The following is a 19106-nucleotide window of genomic DNA, read 5'->3' as shown; positions in this document are numbered from 1 at the left end:
GAGCGACACACAACCATTCCACGGAGATTGAACGACATGAACCGCGATCACCTCATTCCGACCGAAGAAGAACTCGTCGCCCGCGCCCGGGCCTTGATCCCGATGTTGCGCGAGAAGGCCGATGCCGTCGAAAAGGCGCGCCAGGTGCCGAAGGACACTATCCAGGCGTTCAAGGACGCCGGTTTCTTCAGGATTCTCCAGCCGAAGCGCTGGGGCGGTTATGAAATGAACCCGAACGTGCTGAACAAGGTGCTGATGGAACTGGGCCGGGGCTGCCCGTCCAGCGCCTGGAACGTCATGGTCCTGGGCGTGCACCCGTTCGAGGTCGGCCTGCTCGACTCGCGCTGCGGCGACGAGCTGTGGGGGCAGGACGATACCCGCCTGGTCTCCTCGTCCTACGCGCCGTTCGGCACCGTCAAGGCGGTCGAAGGCGGCTATCTGCTGAACGGCGAATGGCTCACCTCCAGCGGTTGCGATCATGCCGCCGGAGGGGCCTTCGTCGGCGGGCGCGTGACCGAAGCCAACGGCGAGCAGGCATTCCGCTCGTTCTGGATCCAGCGCGGCGACTTCGACATCGTCGACGACTGGTTCGTGGTCGGCCTGGCCGGGACCGGCAGCAAGAAACTCACGCTCAAGGACGTGTTCGTCCCCGCCTACCGCAGCCACGTCATTGCGGCCTACGGCGAGGAGACGCACGGTCACGTCGACAACCTGTACAAGATGCCGTTCTTCTACGTGTTCTATGCGGCAGTGTCGTCGGTCATCATCGGCATGGCGCGCGGCATGGTCGACATGTACATCGAGCACATGGTGCCGCGCCAGAACATCAATCAGGCGGTTGGCGCCGCCGTCCAGGATCCGTTCATCAAGGCGAAGCTCGGCGAAGCCTATGCGAAGATTCTCGGCGCGACCTCGCGCGTGCTGCAGAACACCGACGAAGCGTGGAGCCACGCATCACGGGGCGAGCTGGTTCCGCTCGAGTTGCGCGTGCGCCATTTCGCGACCAACCAGTTCACCGGCGGCGAATGCTTCGAGGCCGCGCACATGATCTTCAAGAAGACGTCGACCCGCGGCGTCTGGCTGAGCAACCCGATGCAGCGCCAGTTGCGCGACATTCTGGTGGGCGCCAATCACATCACGCAGAACCAGGACAACATCGGCGATCTGCTCGGCGGTCAATTGCTCGGCAATCCGCTGCCGGCCGCCAATCCGTTCGGCGTCAAGGTCCAGTGAGCGAGGGCGCGGCCATGAGTCAGCACATCAATCAGCTTCTGGAGTGGCGCGCCAATGACGAACTGGCGGCGCTGCCGACGGTCAGCGCCGACGATCATCGCATCGGCATGCGCCGCTTCGCGGCCGGCGTCTCGATCATTTCGGCCCGCCACGAGGCGTCGCGGGCCGGCCTGACCGCGACGGCGGTCTGCTCGGTGACCACCGACCCGCCCAGGCTGGTGGTGTTCGTCAACAAGAACGTCGTGGCGAGCCCGGTCGTGCTGAACAGTGGCGCGCTGTGCGTCAACGTGCTTGCCGGCGACCAGGAGGAAATCGCGAAGGCCTTCGCCGGCATGCTGCCGGGGATACAGGGCGACGCGCGTTTCGGCTTCGGCGACTGGCAGGCGCTGGCGACCGGCGCGCCGGCGCTCGCTGGCGCACTGGCATGCTTCGACTGCCGGGTGATCAAGGTGTTCGACGAAAGCACCCACCATGCGTTCCTGTGCGAAGTGCTTGCGACGCGCGAGCGCAGCGACGGCGACGCGCTGGTCTATCTGAACGGCGGCTTCCGCCGCGTGCCGCAGTAGGCCGGCCGGCAGCACCGGTCGCGACGACTGTCGCCGCCCACCCGCGCGCGCCGGGTGGGCGGCGATTTATGGCAGGACGGCCACCGGGTATCGAATGAACGGGCAGACGCGCTGCCGGAGGGTGTACGCGCCGGCACGCATCGCCGGCACGCGCCCCCCCTCAAGCCCCCGCTTCCCGGAAATCATTCGCAGACGACGTTCTGCGACACGTAGCCCTCGACGTGAATGAAGCCATCGCGCGCGCCCCGTTCGCGGACGGCCTCGACACACGCATCGGCAAACTCCGGCGAGCCCGCGATGAACACGCTGTAGGCGCTCAGATCCGGGTACATCTCGGGCAGCAGCGCCGGGATGCGCCCATGCCGCATTCCGGGCGCGCGCGCCTGCGTGAGCGTCGGCACGAAACGGAAATTGCGGTACACGCTCTGCCAGTACGCGAGCAGTCCCGCATCGTAGATGTCGCTGGCGGTCTTCGCCGAGAACAGCAGTGTCACCGGATGACGAAAGCCTCGCCGCAACGCCGCGTCGGTCAGCGACAGGATCGGCGCGAGGCCCGAGCCGGCGGCGAGGCACAGCACCGGCGTCTCGGCCGACGGATCGCCGACGAACGTGCCGTAAGGCCCCGACACGCGCACGATGTCGCCGGATTTGAGCCGGTCGTGAATCCACACGGACGTCACGCCCGCTTCCGCGCGCGTCACCTGAAGAACGATCTCGCCGTCGGGCCTCGGTGCGTTCGCGAGCGAGTAACAGCGGGCCGGAATGCCGCACGGCGCGTCGCCGAGCGTCACGTACTGGCCCGGCCAGAAGCGCATCGGCGTACCGAGCGGACGCAGCCTCAGCTCGACGATCCGCGCCGTGCGCTCGATCCGGTCGACCAGCACGTACGGCATGCCATCGGACGGCGGGAACAGCTTCGGCATGGCGTCGTCGCTGCCCCATTCGATTTCGAGCACGTCGGAAAGCGGCTTGGCCATGCACATCAGCCCGTAGCCGTCGCTGCGCTCCGCCTTCGACAACGCCATGTCGAGCACCATCCCCTGGTCGAACTCGCCAGACAGCACCTTTACCTTGCATTCGCCGCATGCGCCCGCACGGCAGTTGTTCGGCAGCGCATAGCCCTTGCGCTCCAGCGCCTGCAGGACGGTGTCGCCCGGCAGGCAGTCGACCGTTTTGCCCGAAGGCATCAAGCGGATCTCGCTCATTCGATTATTCGCTCCAAATCAGTACGACAAAATAAACTGCCGCGCGTGGTGCGCGGCCGTATGGAGTTGCGCGTGACCGAAGATGCGCCTAGAACACCGGAATGATGTCCTTCATGTCGATGTCAAGGATTTCCTTACCGCTGATGCCGACCTCCGGAATCGCGGGGAACGCGATGCCGTAGCGGTCGAGCACGCCCTTGAGGTTGAGCATCGCGTTACGCCAGTTCTCCTTCTTCGTCTCGTACTCGGGAATCATGAAGCCCGCGCGGCGCGCCGCGGCTTCGCCTTCGCGCTGGTTCTCGATGAAGTCGGACGGCAGATCCCAGAAGTCCATCGGCGGCTCGAACAGCACCGCCGACAGGAACAGATAGCCGGCGCGAACCTGCTTCGTGATGAGTTCCTTGTTGTCGAGCTCCATCTTCGGGTAGTCGCGCTCCATCAGCGCCATGCAGATCGCCATGTGGCGGCCCTCATCCCGGCCGATATTGCGGAAGCCTTCCTTGAAGACCGGCTCGGTGCAGCCTGCTGCCATCTGGTGGAAGATCGTCGCGGCGGCGATCTCGCCCATCAGGAACGAGCTGAACAGCACGGCGAGCGGATACTTCGGCACGGCTGCCTTGTAGCCGTCCCAGTAGCGGCCGCCATTGAAGTAGAGCCACTTCGCGTTCTTCTGCAGGCGCTTGCCGAGTTCGGTCTTCGGCACGTACGTGATCGGATCGGGATGATCGAGCAGGCGCGTGATCGCCTCGCCGCACATCTGCTCGTGGTTCTGCTCGTCGCGCGTGACCGAGAAGAAGCAGCGGCGCACCGCGTCCTCCTCGTGGACCTCGTAAGTCTTGATGAACGCCTCGGCGAAAACGGGCGGCGCCGAAGCGTCGAACACGGAAAGCAGCGTCCACCAGTATGCGATCGCCTCACGCTCTTCCCACGTGTAGCGCGCCGGGTCGAAGGTGTTCCACGGCAGCTTCTTGACGTCCCAGTACTCGCGTTGCGACGCATCCCACACTTCCTCGAGCTTCGCGGTGCCGGCATGCCAGCTGAGCGGGTAGACATTGGGCTGCGGCGTAGCCGGCGGGAACTCCATGGTGTGCGCAATCTTTTCGTAATGACTCACGTGTCTTCCTCCTGAATGGGCATGCGCTGCGCGGATCACCGACCGGTCGCCGCAGCGCCCTAATTAATTAACCGTCCGGTCGGTCTGTTAATATTAAGCGAGTCACCCTCCGAGATTAAGATGGCGCGACCATCTGTCGCACGTCGACGCGCCTCCCTCCCCGCGCGCGTCATCCGTCGCCGCGTCTCGGCGCCATCCCGCACATGCAAACGAGGCCGGGCCGGGATCGCTCGACGTGCGATCCCGGCCCGGCCTCTTCCATTCGACCTCGCGGCACTCGGGGCGACCGGTCGTCGTCCCTGCCGCATCCGCCCAGGTGGCGGCTTAGCTGCCGCGATACAGCGACTTCATGTCTTCGGCAGTGGCCGGACGCACACCCGCCGCGCGCGAGCCGGAAGCCGACGCGCCCTGCGCTTGCGCACCGTAGCCGCTCGCATCGTTACCTTGCTGCGCGACCGCGTTCTGCTGCGCGACACGGGCCTGGGCAGCCTGAATCGACGCCGGATAGTACGGATCCTCACCACGTGCGGGGTTGTAGCCGGCCTTTTCGAGCTGGATTAGCTCGGCGCGCACTTGCGCGCGGGTCACCGGCGCGTTCGACTGGGCGAACGACACGACAGGTGCGACGAGTACAGCGGCTACGACGGCGATTTGAACGAGCGACTTCATGATGACCTACCTCCAGGATTTGTTTATTCATGCAACGAACATGTTGTTCGAAGCTGATGACTGAAGTGTATGGAAGCAGGTGCTTAAGAATAAGGCAGCTTTCGGGAAGATACTGTTTCCGAGTGCGGGTAAACCACTATAACCAGCGCTACCCGAGCGCAACCGCCGCACCGGTCAGCGCGAACGGGCGGAGCCGCATCGCTCCGGCCGAAACATGGATTTCGCGTGAAATCGCGCCTGTTACGCGCCGCATGCGCAGGAAATGCACAAGCCCCGCGAAGCGGATCGCCGCGCGGGGCTTGCGATGAAGCGCTGCCGCCGGACGCGGCAAGTTGCGGCGGCGCAGGCGCGCAGGGGATGACCGTGGCCGCGCCTTCCCGGCGCGGCAACACGCATTTCTGCCGCGCACGAGCGCGCAACCCGCCAGGTCACGCCACGGGCACGGAGCCGGGGGTCACTCGCCGTCCAGCGGGCACTTCAGGTTGCAACCGTTCGGATCGCCATTGTCGCCCTTGCGGCGCAGCGCGCTTTTCTTGGTGGGTTGGTATTTGTTCGACGGCGCGGACGCCGCAAACGGCATCTGCGGGTGCTCATTCAGGCGAAACTCGTCGCTCAGGATACCGCCCGGCACGCCCGGCGAATTCTGCGCGAACGCGAGCGGCGAAACGGCGACGAGAAGTCCCGCGGCCAACGCTGCCGCGGAAAGAGGAACACATAGCTTCATGACGGAACGACGCCTGGCCGGCGTGCTTGTTGGGACGTTGATCAAGCGGCAAGCGTAGCGCAAATCACCCGCCGTTGCAGCGGCACGCGCCGGAACCTTCGTTACCGCGCATTGCGCGACGCCGGCTCGCCGTCGCCCGAGAGCCCCGCCGCCACGTCGGTCAGCGTGCCGCATGCGGCCGGATCGTAGCCGTCGAGACACGCGACGCTCGCGTGGTAGCGCGCATCGCGCAGCAGCGCCAGCACCTGGGCGAGCGGCGCGTCGTCGAGCCGGGCGCGCTCGCACGCAAAGTAGTAATCCTCGTCGACGACCGGAATGAAATCGAGCCCGAAGTGATGCGCGGCCGGCTCCACGCCGAAACCCAGGTCCGCCATGCCGCTCGCGACGAACGCGGCAATCGCGGAATGGGTCAGCTCGGCCGACGCATAGCCATTGATGCGCTCCGGATCGACCCCGACCTCGCGCAGCGCAAGGTCGAGCAGCATGCGCGTTCCCGAGCCGGGCTGGCGGTTGACGAAGCGGATATCGTCGCGCGCCAGGTCGGACAGCCCGTCGACACGCTTGGGATTGCCGCGCGCCACAAACAATCCCTGCTTGCGCCGCGTCAGGTGAACCAGCACGTGACGCGCATCGTCGAGCCACGGCCGGTAGATCTGCGCGCATTGCGCGCGAAACGCGCCGCGCGGCAAGTGAAAGCCCGCCAGTTCGCACTCGCCCCGCGCAAGCGCCTGCATCGCCTCGACGCTCTCGCGGTATTTGATGTCGACCGCCGCATGCGCGTCGACGAGCGACGACACGAGCGCCGCGACCGCATAGCCATGCGACGCGTGAATCCTCACCGCGCCGTCATGGCGCGCGAGCCGCCGGTTCAGGTCGCTGCCGATTTCGGCGGCGAGCGCGCGCAGGTTCGCGTCGAGGCGGCTGCGGGCGAGGCCCTGCGCATCGATCACCGCGCGCCCCAGCTCGGACAGCGCCGAGCCCTTGCCCCGCGCGGTCTCGATCAGCGCGCCGCCCACGCATGCCTCCAGCGCGCGCAGCAGCCCCCACGCGTGCCGGTACGACAGCCCTCTCACCTGCGCCGCCTGCGCGATGCTGCCGGTCTCGGCGACGAGCTCGAGCAGCGGCGCGACGTCCGTGACGCTGGCCGAACGCCCGTCGCTGTCGCGCACGGTCAGATAGGCGTCGCATTCGACCCGAATCATTTATGCACTTCCGATTCCTATTGCGGTGACAAAACGATCCGCTTATCGTTGACAGAAATCAATCAATACAAAGCCGACGTGCGCACTATATGAAACGCAAGCGCATATGGGACTTTGGAGGAGCATAACAGATGTCCCCGATTTCCGTCGCGCCCGACGTCCTCGTCGAGCGCCACGCGCGCGCGGACAGGTCGCTCGTCGCGATCCTGCACGCGATTCAGGACGACGCCGGCTACGTGCCGCCCGGCTGCGTCGCGCTGCTCGCGAAGGCGCTCAACCTGTCACGCGCCGAAGTCCACGGCGTGCTCACCTACTACCACCACTTCCGCACCGCGCCGCCGGCGCGCGTGACAGTCCAGATGTGCCGCGCCGAGGCATGCCGCAGCATGGGCTGCGAAGCGCTCGCCGCGCACGCCGAGGCCCGCACCGGCTGCACGTTCGACGCCGCGCACGGCGAAGTGCCGGACGGCGGCGCACCACCCGAGGTCGCGCTCGAATCGGTCTACTGTCTCGGGCTGTGCGCGCAATCCCCGTCGATGATGATCAACGGCGTGCTGCACGCGAAGGTCACGCCCGAGAAGTTCGACGCGCTCGTCGCCGATGCCGTCGCCCACGCGAAGGAGCCCGCATGACGACCCGCATCTACGTCCCGCGCGATTCGTCCGCGCTGGCGCTCGGCGCCGACGCGCTCGCGGCCGCGATCGCCGCCGAGGCCGGGCGGCGCGGCATCGCGATCGAGCTGGTCCGCAACGGCTCGCGCGGCCTGCTCTGGCTCGAACCGCTCGTCGAAATCGGCACCGCGGCCGGCCGCGTCGGCTACGCGAACCTGTCGGCGGCCGACGTACCGGCACTGTTCGACGCCGGCTGGCTCGACGGCGGCGCGCACTCGAGCGGCGTCGGCCTCGTCGACGCGCTGCCTTATCTCGCACGCCAGCAGCGGCTGACGTTCGCGCGGATCGGGCTGACCGATCCGCTGTCGATCGACGACTACCTGCGGTACGGCGGTCTCGCCGGGCTGAAGAACGCGCTCGCGCTCGGCGGCGATGCCGCCTGCGAGACGCTGATCGAATCCGGCCTGCGCGGCCGCGGCGGCGCCGCATTCCCGGCCGGGATCAAGTGGCGCACGGTGCGGAACGCGCGCGCCGCGCAGAAATACGTCGTCTGCAATGCGGACGAAGGCGATTCCGGCACGTTCTCCGACCGCCTGTTGATGGAAGGCGATCCCTACTGCCTGATCGAAGGGATGATCATCGCCGGAATCGCGACCGGCGCAACGATTGGACACATTTACGTGCGCAGCGAATACCCGCACGCGATCGCGACGCTCGAAGCGGCGATCGCGCGGGCACGCGACGCTGGCTGGCTCGGCGAACACGTGCTCGGCTCCGCGCACGCGTTCGAGCTGCACGTCGCGAAGGGCGCGGGCTCGTACGTCTGCGGCGAGGAAACCGCGCTGCTCGAATCGCTCGAAGGCAAGCGCGGCATCGTGCGCGCGAAGCCGCCGCTGCCCGCGCTCGCGGGCCTGTTCGGCCAGCCGACCGTCGTCAACAACGCGATCACGCTCGCGACCGCGCCGGTGATCTTCGCGCGCGGCGCAGCGTTCTACCGCGACTTCGGCATGGGCCGCTCGCGCGGCACGCTGCCGTTCCAGCTCGCCGGCAACATCCGGCACGGCGGTCTCGTCGAACTGGCGTTCGGCGTCACGCTGCGCGAACTGCTGTTCGACTTCGGCGGCGGCACCGCGAGCGGGCGCCCGGCGCGCGCCGCGCAGGTCGGCGGCCCGCTCGGCACCTACCTGCCCGAGCATCAATGGGACGTGCCGCTCGACTACGAGGCCTATGCGGCGATCGGCGCCGTGGTGGGCCACGGCGGCATCGTGCTGCACGACGATACGTCGAACCTCGCCGAGCTCGCCGAATACGCGATGAAGTTCTGCGCGCTCGAATCGTGCGGCAAGTGCACGCCGTGCCGGATCGGCTCGACGCGCGGCGTCGAGACCATCGCGCGCATCCGCCACGGCGACACGTCCGAACGACAGGTCACACTGTTGCGCGATCTGTGCGACACGATGGTCGCCGGCTCGCTCTGCGCGATGGGTGGCATGACGCCCTACCCGGTGCTGTCCGCGCTCGAACACTTTCCCGAAGATTTCGGGCTCGCCGACGGCCAGCGCGCCGCGTCCAGCCCGGCTCAGGCAGCTGCCTGACCACGAAGGAGCCTTGCATGTCCCTCGGTAAGTCGAATTCCCCCCAAGGCGGCTGCGGCTCGGGCCAATGCGCGTGCAAACAAGCCGCGTCGGCCAGCCGGCGCGATCCGTTCGACGACACGGATTACGGCACGCCGCCGAGTCACGCCGACGTCGACGTCACGCTCGAGATCGACGGCCGCCCGGTGACGGTGCCGGCCGGCACGTCGGTGATGCGTGCGGCGATCGAGGCCGGCGTCAACGTGCCGAAGCTCTGCGCGACCGATTCGCTCGAACCGTTCGGATCGTGCCGGCTGTGCCTGGTCGAGATCGAGGGCCGGCGCGGCTATCCGGCGTCGTGCACGACGCCCGCCGAAGCGGGCATGAAGGTGCGCACGCAATCCGACCGGCTGCAGTCGCTGCGCCGCAACGTAATGGAGCTGTACATCTCCGATCATCCGCTCGACTGCCTGACCTGCCCCGCCAACGGCGACTGCGAGCTGCAGGACATGGCGGGCGTCGTCGGCCTGCGCGAGGTGCGTTACGGCTTCGACGGCGCGAATCATCTGCACGACGCGCCGGACGCGTCGAATCCGTATTTCACGTACGACCCGTCGAAATGCATCGTCTGCAACCGCTGCGTGCGCGCGTGCGAGGAAACGCAAGGCACGTTCGCGCTGACAATCGCGTCGCGCGGCTTCGCGTCGCGCGTCGCCGCCGGCGAAAGCGAGCCGTTCATGGCATCCGAGTGCGTGTCGTGCGGCGCCTGCGTCGCGGCCTGCCCGACCGCGACGCTTCAGGAGAAGTCGGTCGTACGGCTCGGCCAGCCGGAGCATGCGGTCGTGACGACCTGCGCGTACTGCGGCGTCGGCTGCTCGCTGAAGGCGGAGATGAAAGGCACGCAGGTCGTGCGCATGACGCCGCACCGGAACGGACAGGCGAACGAGGGCCACGCGTGCGTGAAGGGGCGCTTCGCGTGGGGCTATGCGACGCACAAGGACCGCATCACGAAGCCGATGATCCGCGAGCGGATCACCGATCCGTGGCGCGAGGTCGGCTGGGACGAGGCGATCGCCTACGCCGCCGCGCAATTCCGCCGCCTGCAGGCGCAGTACGGCCGCGACTCGATCGGCGGCATCACGTCGTCGCGCTGCACGAACGAAGAGACCTATCTCGTGCAGAAGCTCGTGCGCGCGGCGTTCGGCAACAACAACGTCGACACCTGCGCGCGCGTATGCCATTCGCCGACCGGCTACGGGCTCAAGACGACGCTCGGCGAATCGGCGGGCACGCAGACCTTCGCGTCGATCGGCCAGGCCGACGTGATCGTCGTGATCGGCGCGAACCCCACCGACGGCCACCCGGTGTTCGCATCGCGCCTGAAGCGCCGCGTGCGCGAAGGCGCGAAGCTGATCGTCATCGACCCGCGCCGCATCGACCTGGTCGACGGCCCGCACGTGAAAGCCGTGCATCACCTGCAGCTGCGCCCTGGCACCAATGTCGCGATCGTCAACGCGCTCGCGCATGTGATCGTCACCGAAGGGCTCGTCGACGACGCGTTCGTCGCCGAGCGCTGCGAGACGCGCGCGTTCGAGCAGTGGCGCGCGTTCGTCTCGCGCGCCGAGAATTCGCCGGAAGCAACCGCCGCCATGACTGGCGTGAGCGCCGAGACGGTGCGCGCGGCGGCGCGCCTGTACGCGACAGGCGGCCATCCCGCCGGAACGTCCAGGGGGCGCGCGGCGATTTACTACGGGCTCGGCGTGACCGAGCACGCGCAGGGCTCGACGACGGTGATGGGCATCGCGAACCTCGCGATGGCGACCGGCAACATCGGCCGCGAAGGCGTCGGCGTCAATCCGCTGCGCGGCCAGAACAACGTGCAGGGCTCGTGCGACATGGGCTCGTTCCCGCACGAGCTGCCCGGCTACCGCCACATCGGCGACGCGAGCGTGCGCGCGCTGTTCGAAGCGGCATGGTCGGCGAAGCTCCAGCCGGAACCCGGCCTGCGCATCCCCAACATGTTCGACGCCGCGCTCGACGGCAGCTTCAAGGGGCTCTACTGCCAGGGCGAAGACATCGTCCAGTCCGACCCGAACACGCAGCACGTCGCGGCGGCGCTGTCGGCGATGGAATGCATCGTCGTGCAGGACATCTTCCTGAACGAGACGGCCAAGTACGCGCACGTGTTCCTGCCGGGCGCGTCGTTCCTGGAGAAGGACGGCACGTTCACGAACGCCGAGCGCCGCATCTCGCGCGTGCGCAAGGTGATGCCGCCGCTCGCCGGCTACGCCGACTGGGAGGTGACGCTGATGCTCGCCCGCGCGCTCGGCTACGAGATGCATTACGCGCATCCGTCCGAGATCATGGACGAGATCGCGCGGCTCACGCCCACCTTCTCGGGCGTGTCGTATGCGAAGCTCGAGGCGCTCGGCAGCATCCAGTGGCCGTGCAATGCACACGCGCCGGAAGGCACGCCGACCATGCACACGGACGGGTTCGTGCGCGGCAAGGGCAAGTTCGTGATCACGCAGTTCATCCCGTCGCCGGAAAAGGTCACGCAGCGCTATCCGCTGATCCTGACGACGGGGCGCATCCTGTCGCAATACAACGTCGGCGCGCAGACGCGCCGCACCGACAACGTTCAGTGGCATCAGGAGGACCGTCTGGAAATCCATCCGCACGACGCGCAGGAACGCGGCATCCGCCACGACGACTGGGTCGGCATCGAGTCGCGCGCCGGGCACACGGTGATGCGCGCGCTCGTGACCGGGCGGATGCAGCCGGGCGTCGTGTATACGACGTTCCACTTCCCCGAATCAGGTGCGAACGTGATCACGACCGACAGCTCCGACTGGGCGACCAACTGCCCCGAGTACAAGGTGACGGCGGTGCAGGTGATGCCGGTCGCGCAACCGTCGGACTGGCAGCGCGCGTACGCCCGCTTCAACGCGGAGCAGCTCGATCTGCTGCAGCGCCGGGCAAGCGCGCCGGCGACCGGCAAGTGAGGTCGCGATGAACGCCGAACACCTGATCGACATGGCCAACCAGATCGGCGCGTTCTTCGCGTCGATGCCCGACCACGACGAAGCGCTCGCCGGCATCGCCGACCATATCCGGCGTTTCTGGGAGCCGCGCATGCGCCGCGCGCTGCTCGCGGCGCTCGCGGATCCGGCCGGCGACGCGGCGCAACGCGCGTCGCCGATCGTCCGCGAGGCGATCGCGGCCTACCGCGACACGCTCGCGCCGGCAGACTCGCCCGCCTGATCGCGCCCCGCTACGCGGCCGGCGGCGGCCCGGAAAGCCACGTCTCGCAGTGCCGCAGCAACGCATTCGCGTCGGACGCCGGTCGACCGCGCGCGGCGACGTAGCCGTCGGGCCGCAGCAGATAGAACGACGGGCGCGAACGGCCGTAGGTGTCCGCGAGCCCGGGCGCGCCGTTGCCATCGGTATCGGTGATGCGCCACACCCGCACGGCGCCCGGCATGATCCGTTCGAGCGCCTGCGCGAGCGCTTGCGCGTCCGCCGTGCCGGGCGGCGGCGCGTCGTCCGGCGCCGGTTCTTCCAGCAGCAGCAGCGTGAAGCTCGCCGGCTCGTGCAGGTCGAACAGCCGCGCGACGCCGGGCGCCTTGCCGAGCGGACCGTCGACAACGTGAACGAGCGCATCGGGTGCGCGTTCGCCCGCGCGCGGGCCGCCGTCGAGCACGCGCTCGAGGGTCAGCGGGCTCTTGCGGTACTGGACCGCCAGTTCGCTGACGCTCCGGCGCATCGCATCACGCATCGGCCCGAACGACGCGAGCAACGGCACGACGTGATCGCGCAGCAGCTTCAGCGGCCCGCGATCCGCTTCGACGATCTGCGTCAGGACGCTCGCCTGTCGCAGCACGTCGCGCTCGATCGGGTGACGCTCGACATGGTACGTATCGAGCAGGCGCTCCGGCGCGTGTGCGCCGAGCACCCGCGCGAGCTTCCAGCCGAGATTGAACGCTTCCTGAATGCCGGTGTTCATCCCCTGCGCGCCCGCCGGGCTGTGGACATGCGCGGCATCTCCCGCGAAGAACACCCGGCCGTGCCGCAGGTGCTCCACCATGCGGCTGTGCAGATGGAAATAGGACGACCACGTGAGGTCGCTCAGATCGACCTCCGCCCTCAGGCGCGCACGCACGATCTCCCTGCATTGCGCGAGCGACGGGCCATGCTCGCCCGGCAGCACGCCGTTGTCGGGCGGCCGGTCCGCCACCAGCCGGTAGCGCCCGCCGCCCATCGGAAACAGGCCGGCGATGCCGTCGGCCGTCGAGAACAGATGGATCTCGTCGTCCGGCCAGTCGGGCGTCGCCGCGAGATCGGCGAGCAGGAACGTCTGCTCGAACGGCCGGCCCACGAAGCCGACGCCGAGCAGGTGACGCACCGCGCTGTGCGCGCCGTCGGCAGCGATCAGGTACGGCGGCGCGAGTTTCTCCTCTGCGCCGTGGCTGTCGCGGAGCGTCACGTCGAGCAGCACGCTGCCGTCGACGTTGCACGCGGTCAGCGTCACGCCGCGCTCGACCGTCACGCCGAGCCCCGCGAGGTGCTCGGCCAGCAACCCTTCCGTCACGCTTTGATCGAGAAGCAGCAGATACGGATAGCGCGTTTGCAGCGGATCGAAATCGAGCCGCGCGATCACGCGGCCGTCCGCGTGCAGGCTCGCCGCATGCGCGCGGTGCCCGCGCGCGAGAAACGGCTCGACGGCGCGGTGCTGCTCCAGCAACTCGAGCGTGCGCGCCTGGATGCCGATCGCCCGCGAACAGGGCGCGGGGCGCTCGGCCATGTCGATGATGCGCAGCGGCACGTGCGCGCGCGCAAGGCTCATCGCGGCCGCGAGGCCGGTCGGCCCCGCGCCGACGATCAGCACGGGCGGGATGGCGGGCAGTTCGTCGACCATGAGCACCTCGATGACAGGCGACGATGCAAGTCTACGCCGCTCCGCGTGAGGGGGCCATATGCCGGACGGACGGCCGATCCGATATCGTCCGCGGGTATGGGAAAATACGGCTTTCCCGTTTGTTTTCGCGTCATGGATTCCGCTTTCGACCGAGCGTACGCCGCGCACCGCGCCGGCCGCCACGCCGACGCCGAGCACGGCTACCGCGCCGCGCTCGCCGCCAATCCCGCCGACGCCGACGCGCTGCATCTGTTCGGCGTGCTGCGGCATCAGCAAGGGCAGCATGCCGAAGCGGCCGACCTCGTCGGCCGCGCGGTCGCGCTGCGTCCGGACGATGCCGCGCTGCAACTGAATCTCGGCAACGCGCTGCGGGCGCTCGGCCGCCTGGACGAGGCGATCGAGCGTTTTCGCAACGCGCTCACGCTCGCGCCCGAGTTTCCGCCCGCCCATTACAACCTCGGCAACGCGTATGCGGCGCTGCAGCGCCACCACGACGCGGCCGCCGCGTTCGAGCGCGCGCTGCGGCTCACGCCCGACGACGCATCGATCCACAACAATCTCGGCAACGCGCTGAACGCGATCGGCCGCCACGACGACGCGCTGGCCGCGTTCCATCGCGCGCTCGAACTGCGGCCGGGCCACGCGGGCGCGCATAACAATCTCGCGATGGCGTTGAGCGCGATGGGCCGCGCGGACGAAGCCGTCGCGCATTTTCGCGCGGCGATCGACGCGCAGCCGCGCTTCGTCGCCGCGCACTTCAATCTCGGCAACACACTGGACGCGATCGGCCGTCACGCGGAAGCGGCCGCGGCGTTCGAGGCCGCACTCGCGCTGCACCCGCCCTTTCCGCTCGCGCTGTTCGGCCTCGCGAACGCGCTCTGCGCACAGGATCGGCACCGCGACGCTCTGCTCTGCTACGAGCGCGCGGTCGGCCTCGATCCGGCGTTCGGCCTCGCCTGGCTCAATCTGGGCACCGCGCATCACGCGCTCGGCGCGCACGAGATGGCGTTGCGCGCGTTCGACCAGGCGCTGCGCGTCGCGCCGGACCTGAAGCTCGCGCAGCTGCACCGCGCGGTCACGCTGCTGACGTTGCGCGACTTCGCGCGCGGCCTGCCGGCCTACGAGGCGCGTCACGAGACGCCCGGCGCAACGCAGCTCGGCGGCCTGCCGCGCTGGCATGGCGAACCGATCCCGTCGCACACGCTGCTGATCCGCGCGGAGCAGGGCTTCGGCGACACGCTGCAGTTCGTCCGCTTCGTGCCGCTCGCCCGCGCGCGATGCGCGCACGTCGTCCTCGAGGTGCAACCCGAGCTCGTCGCGCTGCTCGCGCCGGCCGCCGCCCGCTGGCGGGTGTCGCTCGTCGCGCAGGGCGACGCAAAGCCGCCCGCCGCGGATGTCGCATGCACGTTGTTGAGCCTGCCGTTCGCGCTCGGGCTGGGCGCACGCGACATCCCGCCCGACACGCGTTACGTCGGCGCGCCCGACGCGACGCGCCGACGTTTTCGCGGCTCGCTCGGCGGGCACGCGAAACGCAAGTTCGGCATCGTCTGGTCCGGCCGGCGGCAGGCCCGGGACAACCGCTCGATGCCGCTCGCGGCGCTCGACCCGCTGCTCGCGCTGCCGGACATCGACTGGATCGTGCTGCAGCCGTCCGTCGACGACGCCGATCGCGCGCGGTTCGCCGCGCATCCGCGCCTGCACCACCTCGACGGCAGGCTCACCGATTTCGCCGAGACGGCGGCACTGATCGAACGGCTCGACGGCGTCGTCGCGGTCGATACCGCGGTCGCGCACCTCGCAGGCGCGCTCGGCAAGCCGCTGTGGCTGATGCTGCCGTTCGCGGCCGACTGGCGATGGTTCACCGGGCCGGAATCTCCGTGGTATCCGCAGGCGCGGCTCGTGCGGCAGCCCGCGCCGGGGCAATGGGAGGCCGTCGTGAACGCGATCGCCGACGCGTTGCGCGGCGCGTGAGCGGCCCATGCGTGCGGCCGGCGACGCGCGTCGCCGGCATCGTCCGCCGATGATGGCGCGCGCCCCACGCTTCATGACACGGCCGCCGGGCAAGGCGCGCCGCGGCGTGACGGCCGACCGGGGACGCTCACGAACTTTCGGACCAGTCTGATCGACGTGAGATACCCCGCCGGTCAAAATGCTGTCGTTAATATCGACGTCGTTGGCGCGCACGACCAACGGTCACGACCGCCCGGCGCTTCTCCATGAATCCATCGTCATTCGTTCCTGTCGAAGGCGAGCTTGCCCGCCCGAGGCTCATGCCGCTCAAGGGCGTTCCATTCGGCCGCGAGTGGACGTTTCGCAGCGTGCCCGGCGCGCGATCCGGCAAAGCCTATCTCGCCGAACTGGTGACATCGTGCATCGACGTCAAGGCGCCGCATCGCGCGTGTCGCTGGATGCCGCTCGATTCGCCGGCCGCCGCAGCGGCGACACCGCCAGCCACGGCACTGCGCGCGGCAGCGCCACGCCCATTCGAGGCGCGCGCGCATCGCGGCACGTACGCCACCTGCTGGACGGTTGGCGCGCTCACGCTCATCGGCTGGCTCATCGTCGCACATGAACCGCCGGCCAGGCTGGTCGCGCCGGTCCGGGAAGCGCAATCGGCCGCCAGCGCGGCGCCGGATGCCGCGCGCTTGCCGTTCGCGATACCAGCCCGTACCACGCAGCCGGTGGAGCAACACACCGTGACAGGACGCATCAGAGCCGCAACGATCGCCCCCACACCATCGCAAGATGCCACGCCGGCACCGCCTGTCAACGCCCATCTGCCGGCCGACGCCGACAGGTACGACACCGCACCGGCACGCAACGCGAAGCCGCGCGCCGAGCCGCCGCCACACCCGCCGGCGGCGGAGCGTCAGCCAGCGCCGACGCGGCGTGTCGCCTCCCCGGCCGCCCCGCCGGCTGGCGAAGCCGAGCGCGTCGCCACGCGGCCACGGCCGGCGCCACCCGCGGTCCGCGCCGCGATCCCTGCCGAGCCGCCTGCCCACGACGGTGCGCTCGACGATCCGCGCACGTTGATCGCGATGGCCGACGCATTGCGTGCCGAGCGTCCCGCGCTCACGCGCGCCGCACCGTCGTCCGGCACGGATGCCGATTGGTCGGCCAGGCTGACCCACCGGCGCCTCACCGACGCGCCGGACGCCTTCGCGCGTTGAGCGCCACGTCACAAAAAAGCCCGGCGAACGTCTGAACTTCCTCCCAAAAGCTGGACCCAGATCCAACCTTTGGGGCGTAGTTCACGTCAATCGCCGGGCTTCTCGACAGAACGCGATGCCGCGCATCGCTACTTGTGCGCGGGCAACCCCATCTCCGTCTGACGCTGCAGCTGCTGCACCTGCTCCTGCAACGCGCGCAACTGCGCCTGCGCCGCGCGCTTCTCCACCTGCAGCGCCTGCGCCTGAGCCTGCTCCGCCTTCTGCCGCGCGTCGACCTCGGCCCGCTGCGTGCGGGCGATGTTCAGGTCCGCCTGCAGCCGCTGCGCGCGTTCGGCCGACAGCGCAATCACGCGCTCGAGAAACGCCTTTTGCGCTTGCAGCTCGGTGCGGCGGATCTCGATGTCGGACAGCTGAACGGTCTGCTGTGCGAAGTTCGCATATACCATTTCCGCTCGGGCCTTGTCCTGCGACTTGATCACGCGCCACAGGTGCCTGTCCTGGAACAGCGTGACGTAGTACGTCATTTCCTGCGGATAGAACATCAGGCTCGAACCGTAGCTGCCGTTGTAGGTCGTCCGCATTTCGACGATCTTGCCGTCGCGCAGCATCTGCGTCAGCTCGGCGACATTGCCTTGCGTGTCGCCGTTCGGGTCATTCGGGGCGGGCGCGGCGTCGCCGCTCAAACTGGTCACGGCCGGACGCGTGCCGGCTACAGGGGCGGTCTCATCGGCGCACCACACGGCGCCGGCATGCGTACATGCCGCGACGGCGACCGCGCACATTGCGCGGCGGGCCGAGAGGGATAGGGTTCGGAAGGCCAACGTCTGACTCCGGCGATCGAATCGGTAACAAACGATTATCGTCGAAAACGCTTTCGCCGCATCTTGATTTCAATCGCGATGCGGCGACACCTGACGGCGCGCGCCCGCGCTATAGCCGCGTCTCTCGCGCCGCGCGCAGAAACGTGTCGAGCAGCGGCGTGCAGTCGAGCAGTTCCGGACCGCCGGCGCGGTGGAACTCCGGGTGCCATTGCACGCCCACGACAAAAGGCGCGCGCCGGTAGCGAATCCCCTCGATGATCCCGTCCGCGGAAGACACGGCCTCGATGCTCAGGTCGCGGCCGAGGTCGCGGATCGCCTGATGGTGGATCGAGTTGACGATCGCCTCGTGCCGCCCGGGGAACATGCCTGCGAGTGTCGAGCCTTCGGGGAAGCGGACCGCGTGGCGATGCTGGTCGTAATGCTCGCTCACGTGCGCGTGCGCGGTCGGCACGTCGGTCGCGATATCCTGATACAGCGAGCCGCCGAACGCGACGTTGATCAGCTGGCAGCCCCGGCACACGCCGAGCACCGGCTTGCCGGATTCGACGAACTCGTGCAGCAGCTCCAGCTCGTACATGTCGCGCACGCGGTCGCCCGGCCATTCCGGCCGCGCGTCCGACGCCGCGTAGGTCTGCGGCGACACGTCCGCGCCGCCTTGCAGCAGCAGGCCGTCGAGATGCTTCGCGTAGTCGCGCAAGCGAATGTTGCTCGGGTGCAGCATGCCCTGATGGCCGACCGTCGGAATCATGAACACCAGCACGTCGCGCGACATCACCCAGTGCGCGATCGACTCCTCCAGATATTGCAGCGTCTTGCCGCGCAGCCCCGGCGCGCCCGGTTCTGGATGGAAGATGCGCGCCGACACGCCGATGCGCAGCGTGCGCTGCGTGATGCGCTGCCCGGCCCGGTCGAACAGGCGGCGCGCGCGCGCCGCGATGATCCGGCCGAATACCGACCAGGGCGTGTCGCTCTGCTTCAGATACGCGGGCGCCGGCGCGTGCGCGGGCGCGGGCGGCGGCCGCGGCGTGTCGAAATCGGGCTGCGCGCCGAAGCCGGGCGGCGGAGCGCCCGGCTTGCCGGTTCCCGGCGCCGCGCCGCCCGATGCCCCCTGTGCGCCCTGTTCGGCCGCCGGCGTGACCGGCGGCGGCCCCGCGTCGGCGGCCTCCTGCGCGGCCGCGACCTGTGCCGCAAACGCACTCACCTGCACGCCGGGGGTGGGCTGCGCGCCAGGCGCGGACGGCGCTTGCGCGCGGGCGGGATCGGAGGAAGAAGGCGGCGTGCCGGCCGGGCCGGCAGCGG

Annotated in this window: 16 protein-coding genes; 8 read left to right on the top strand and 8 right to left on the bottom strand. The window is 68.9% G+C overall.

The genetic code is table 11. The features are described 5' to 3' along the window. The first annotated feature begins 36 nt into the window (after positions 1-36). The gene (locus tag LIG30_RS22610) at positions 37-1233 is read left to right on the top strand and encodes an acyl-CoA dehydrogenase family protein (protein WP_038715714.1); all 1197 of its coding nucleotides are present in this window, start codon (positions 37-39) and stop codon (positions 1231-1233) included. A 14-nt stretch (positions 1234-1247) separates the two neighbouring features. Beyond that, positions 1248-1799 carry a flavin reductase gene (locus tag LIG30_RS22605; protein WP_038715713.1) on the top strand — a complete coding sequence of 184 codons (552 nt, stop codon included), beginning with the start codon at positions 1248-1250 and terminating at the stop codon, positions 1797-1799. A 182-nt stretch (positions 1800-1981) separates the two neighbouring features. Here LIG30_RS22605 and LIG30_RS22600 read toward each other — a convergent pair whose 3' ends face one another. From LIG30_RS22600 to LIG30_RS22575, 5 genes are all read right to left on the bottom strand, one after another. Continuing rightward, positions 1982-2986, bottom strand: coding sequence for a 2Fe-2S iron-sulfur cluster-binding protein (locus LIG30_RS22600; protein ID WP_200929727.1), 1005 nt, complete (start codon positions 2984-2986; stop codon positions 1982-1984). A 106-nt stretch (positions 2987-3092) separates the two neighbouring features. Further along, on the bottom strand, positions 3093-4118 hold the full coding sequence (locus LIG30_RS22595; RefSeq protein WP_235510368.1) for a hypothetical protein: 1026 nt from the start codon (positions 4116-4118) through the stop codon (positions 3093-3095). A 324-nt stretch (positions 4119-4442) separates the two neighbouring features. Beyond that, positions 4443-4787, bottom strand: a complete 345-nt coding sequence (locus LIG30_RS22590) for a DUF4148 domain-containing protein (RefSeq protein WP_038715669.1) — start codon at positions 4785-4787, stop codon at positions 4443-4445. 454 nt (positions 4788-5241) lie between these two features. Beyond that, complete coding sequence (locus tag LIG30_RS22580) at positions 5242-5511, bottom strand: hypothetical protein (protein WP_038715667.1); 270 nt, start codon at positions 5509-5511, stop codon at positions 5242-5244. A gap of 101 nt (positions 5512-5612) precedes the next feature. Further along, positions 5613-6713 carry a substrate-binding domain-containing protein gene (locus LIG30_RS22575; RefSeq protein WP_038715664.1) on the bottom strand — a complete coding sequence of 367 codons (1101 nt, stop codon included), beginning with the start codon at positions 6711-6713 and terminating at the stop codon, positions 5613-5615. Between the two features lie 131 nt (positions 6714-6844). Here LIG30_RS22575 and LIG30_RS22570 point away from each other — a divergent pair, with 131 nt between their 5' ends. From LIG30_RS22570 to LIG30_RS22555, 4 genes are read left to right on the top strand one after another with little or no spacing between them, the layout of a single operon-like run. Then, positions 6845-7345 (top strand): NAD(P)H-dependent oxidoreductase subunit E, encoded by a 501-nt coding sequence (locus LIG30_RS22570; RefSeq protein ID WP_038715662.1) that lies wholly within the window; start codon positions 6845-6847, stop codon positions 7343-7345. Then, positions 7342-8919 (top strand): formate dehydrogenase beta subunit, encoded by a 1578-nt coding sequence (locus tag LIG30_RS22565; protein ID WP_038715661.1) that lies wholly within the window; start codon positions 7342-7344, stop codon positions 8917-8919. The genes LIG30_RS22570 and LIG30_RS22565 overlap by 4 nt, the downstream gene beginning before the upstream one ends. 17 nt (positions 8920-8936) lie before the next feature. Continuing rightward, positions 8937-11903 (top strand): formate dehydrogenase subunit alpha, encoded by a 2967-nt coding sequence (fdhF, locus tag LIG30_RS22560; RefSeq protein ID WP_038715660.1) that lies wholly within the window; start codon positions 8937-8939, stop codon positions 11901-11903. 7 nt (positions 11904-11910) lie between these two features. Further along, positions 11911-12162 (top strand): formate dehydrogenase subunit delta, encoded by a 252-nt coding sequence (locus LIG30_RS22555; RefSeq protein ID WP_038715658.1) that lies wholly within the window; start codon positions 11911-11913, stop codon positions 12160-12162. A 10-nt stretch (positions 12163-12172) separates the two neighbouring features. On the opposite strand, the gene LIG30_RS22550 is transcribed toward LIG30_RS22555, so the two are convergent. Beyond that, complete coding sequence (locus tag LIG30_RS22550; protein WP_038715711.1) at positions 12173-13816, bottom strand: FAD-dependent monooxygenase; 1644 nt, start codon at positions 13814-13816, stop codon at positions 12173-12175. Positions 13817-13948: 132 nt separating this feature from the next. Here LIG30_RS22550 and LIG30_RS22545 point away from each other — a divergent pair, with 132 nt between their 5' ends. Together LIG30_RS22545 and LIG30_RS22540 are read left to right on the top strand one after the other, a co-directional pair. After that, complete coding sequence (locus LIG30_RS22545) at positions 13949-15787, top strand: tetratricopeptide repeat protein (RefSeq protein ID WP_038715657.1); 1839 nt, start codon at positions 13949-13951, stop codon at positions 15785-15787. A gap of 299 nt (positions 15788-16086) precedes the next feature. Further along, entirely contained in the window at positions 16087-16986 is a 900-nt protein-coding gene (locus LIG30_RS22540; RefSeq protein ID WP_051995145.1) for a hypothetical protein, read from the top strand. Positions 16987-17114: 128 nt separating this feature from the next. Here the strand turns inward: LIG30_RS22540 and LIG30_RS22535 are convergent, their stop codons facing one another. Next, positions 17115-17807 carry a DUF2968 domain-containing protein gene (locus LIG30_RS22535; protein WP_038715654.1) on the bottom strand — a complete coding sequence of 231 codons (693 nt, stop codon included), beginning with the start codon at positions 17805-17807 and terminating at the stop codon, positions 17115-17117. A gap of 109 nt (positions 17808-17916) precedes the next feature. Next, a partial coding sequence (locus LIG30_RS22530; RefSeq protein WP_038715653.1) for a gamma-glutamyl-gamma-aminobutyrate hydrolase family protein occupies positions 17917-19106 on the bottom strand: 1190 nt, incomplete at its 5' end.

The sequence above is a fragment of the Burkholderia sp. lig30 genome (assembly GCF_000687455.2).
Taxonomy (GTDB): Bacteria; Pseudomonadota; Gammaproteobacteria; order Burkholderiales; family Burkholderiaceae; genus Burkholderia.
The sequence above is the reverse complement of the archived record's forward strand: the minus strand, read 5'-3'. Positions and strand labels throughout refer to the sequence as shown.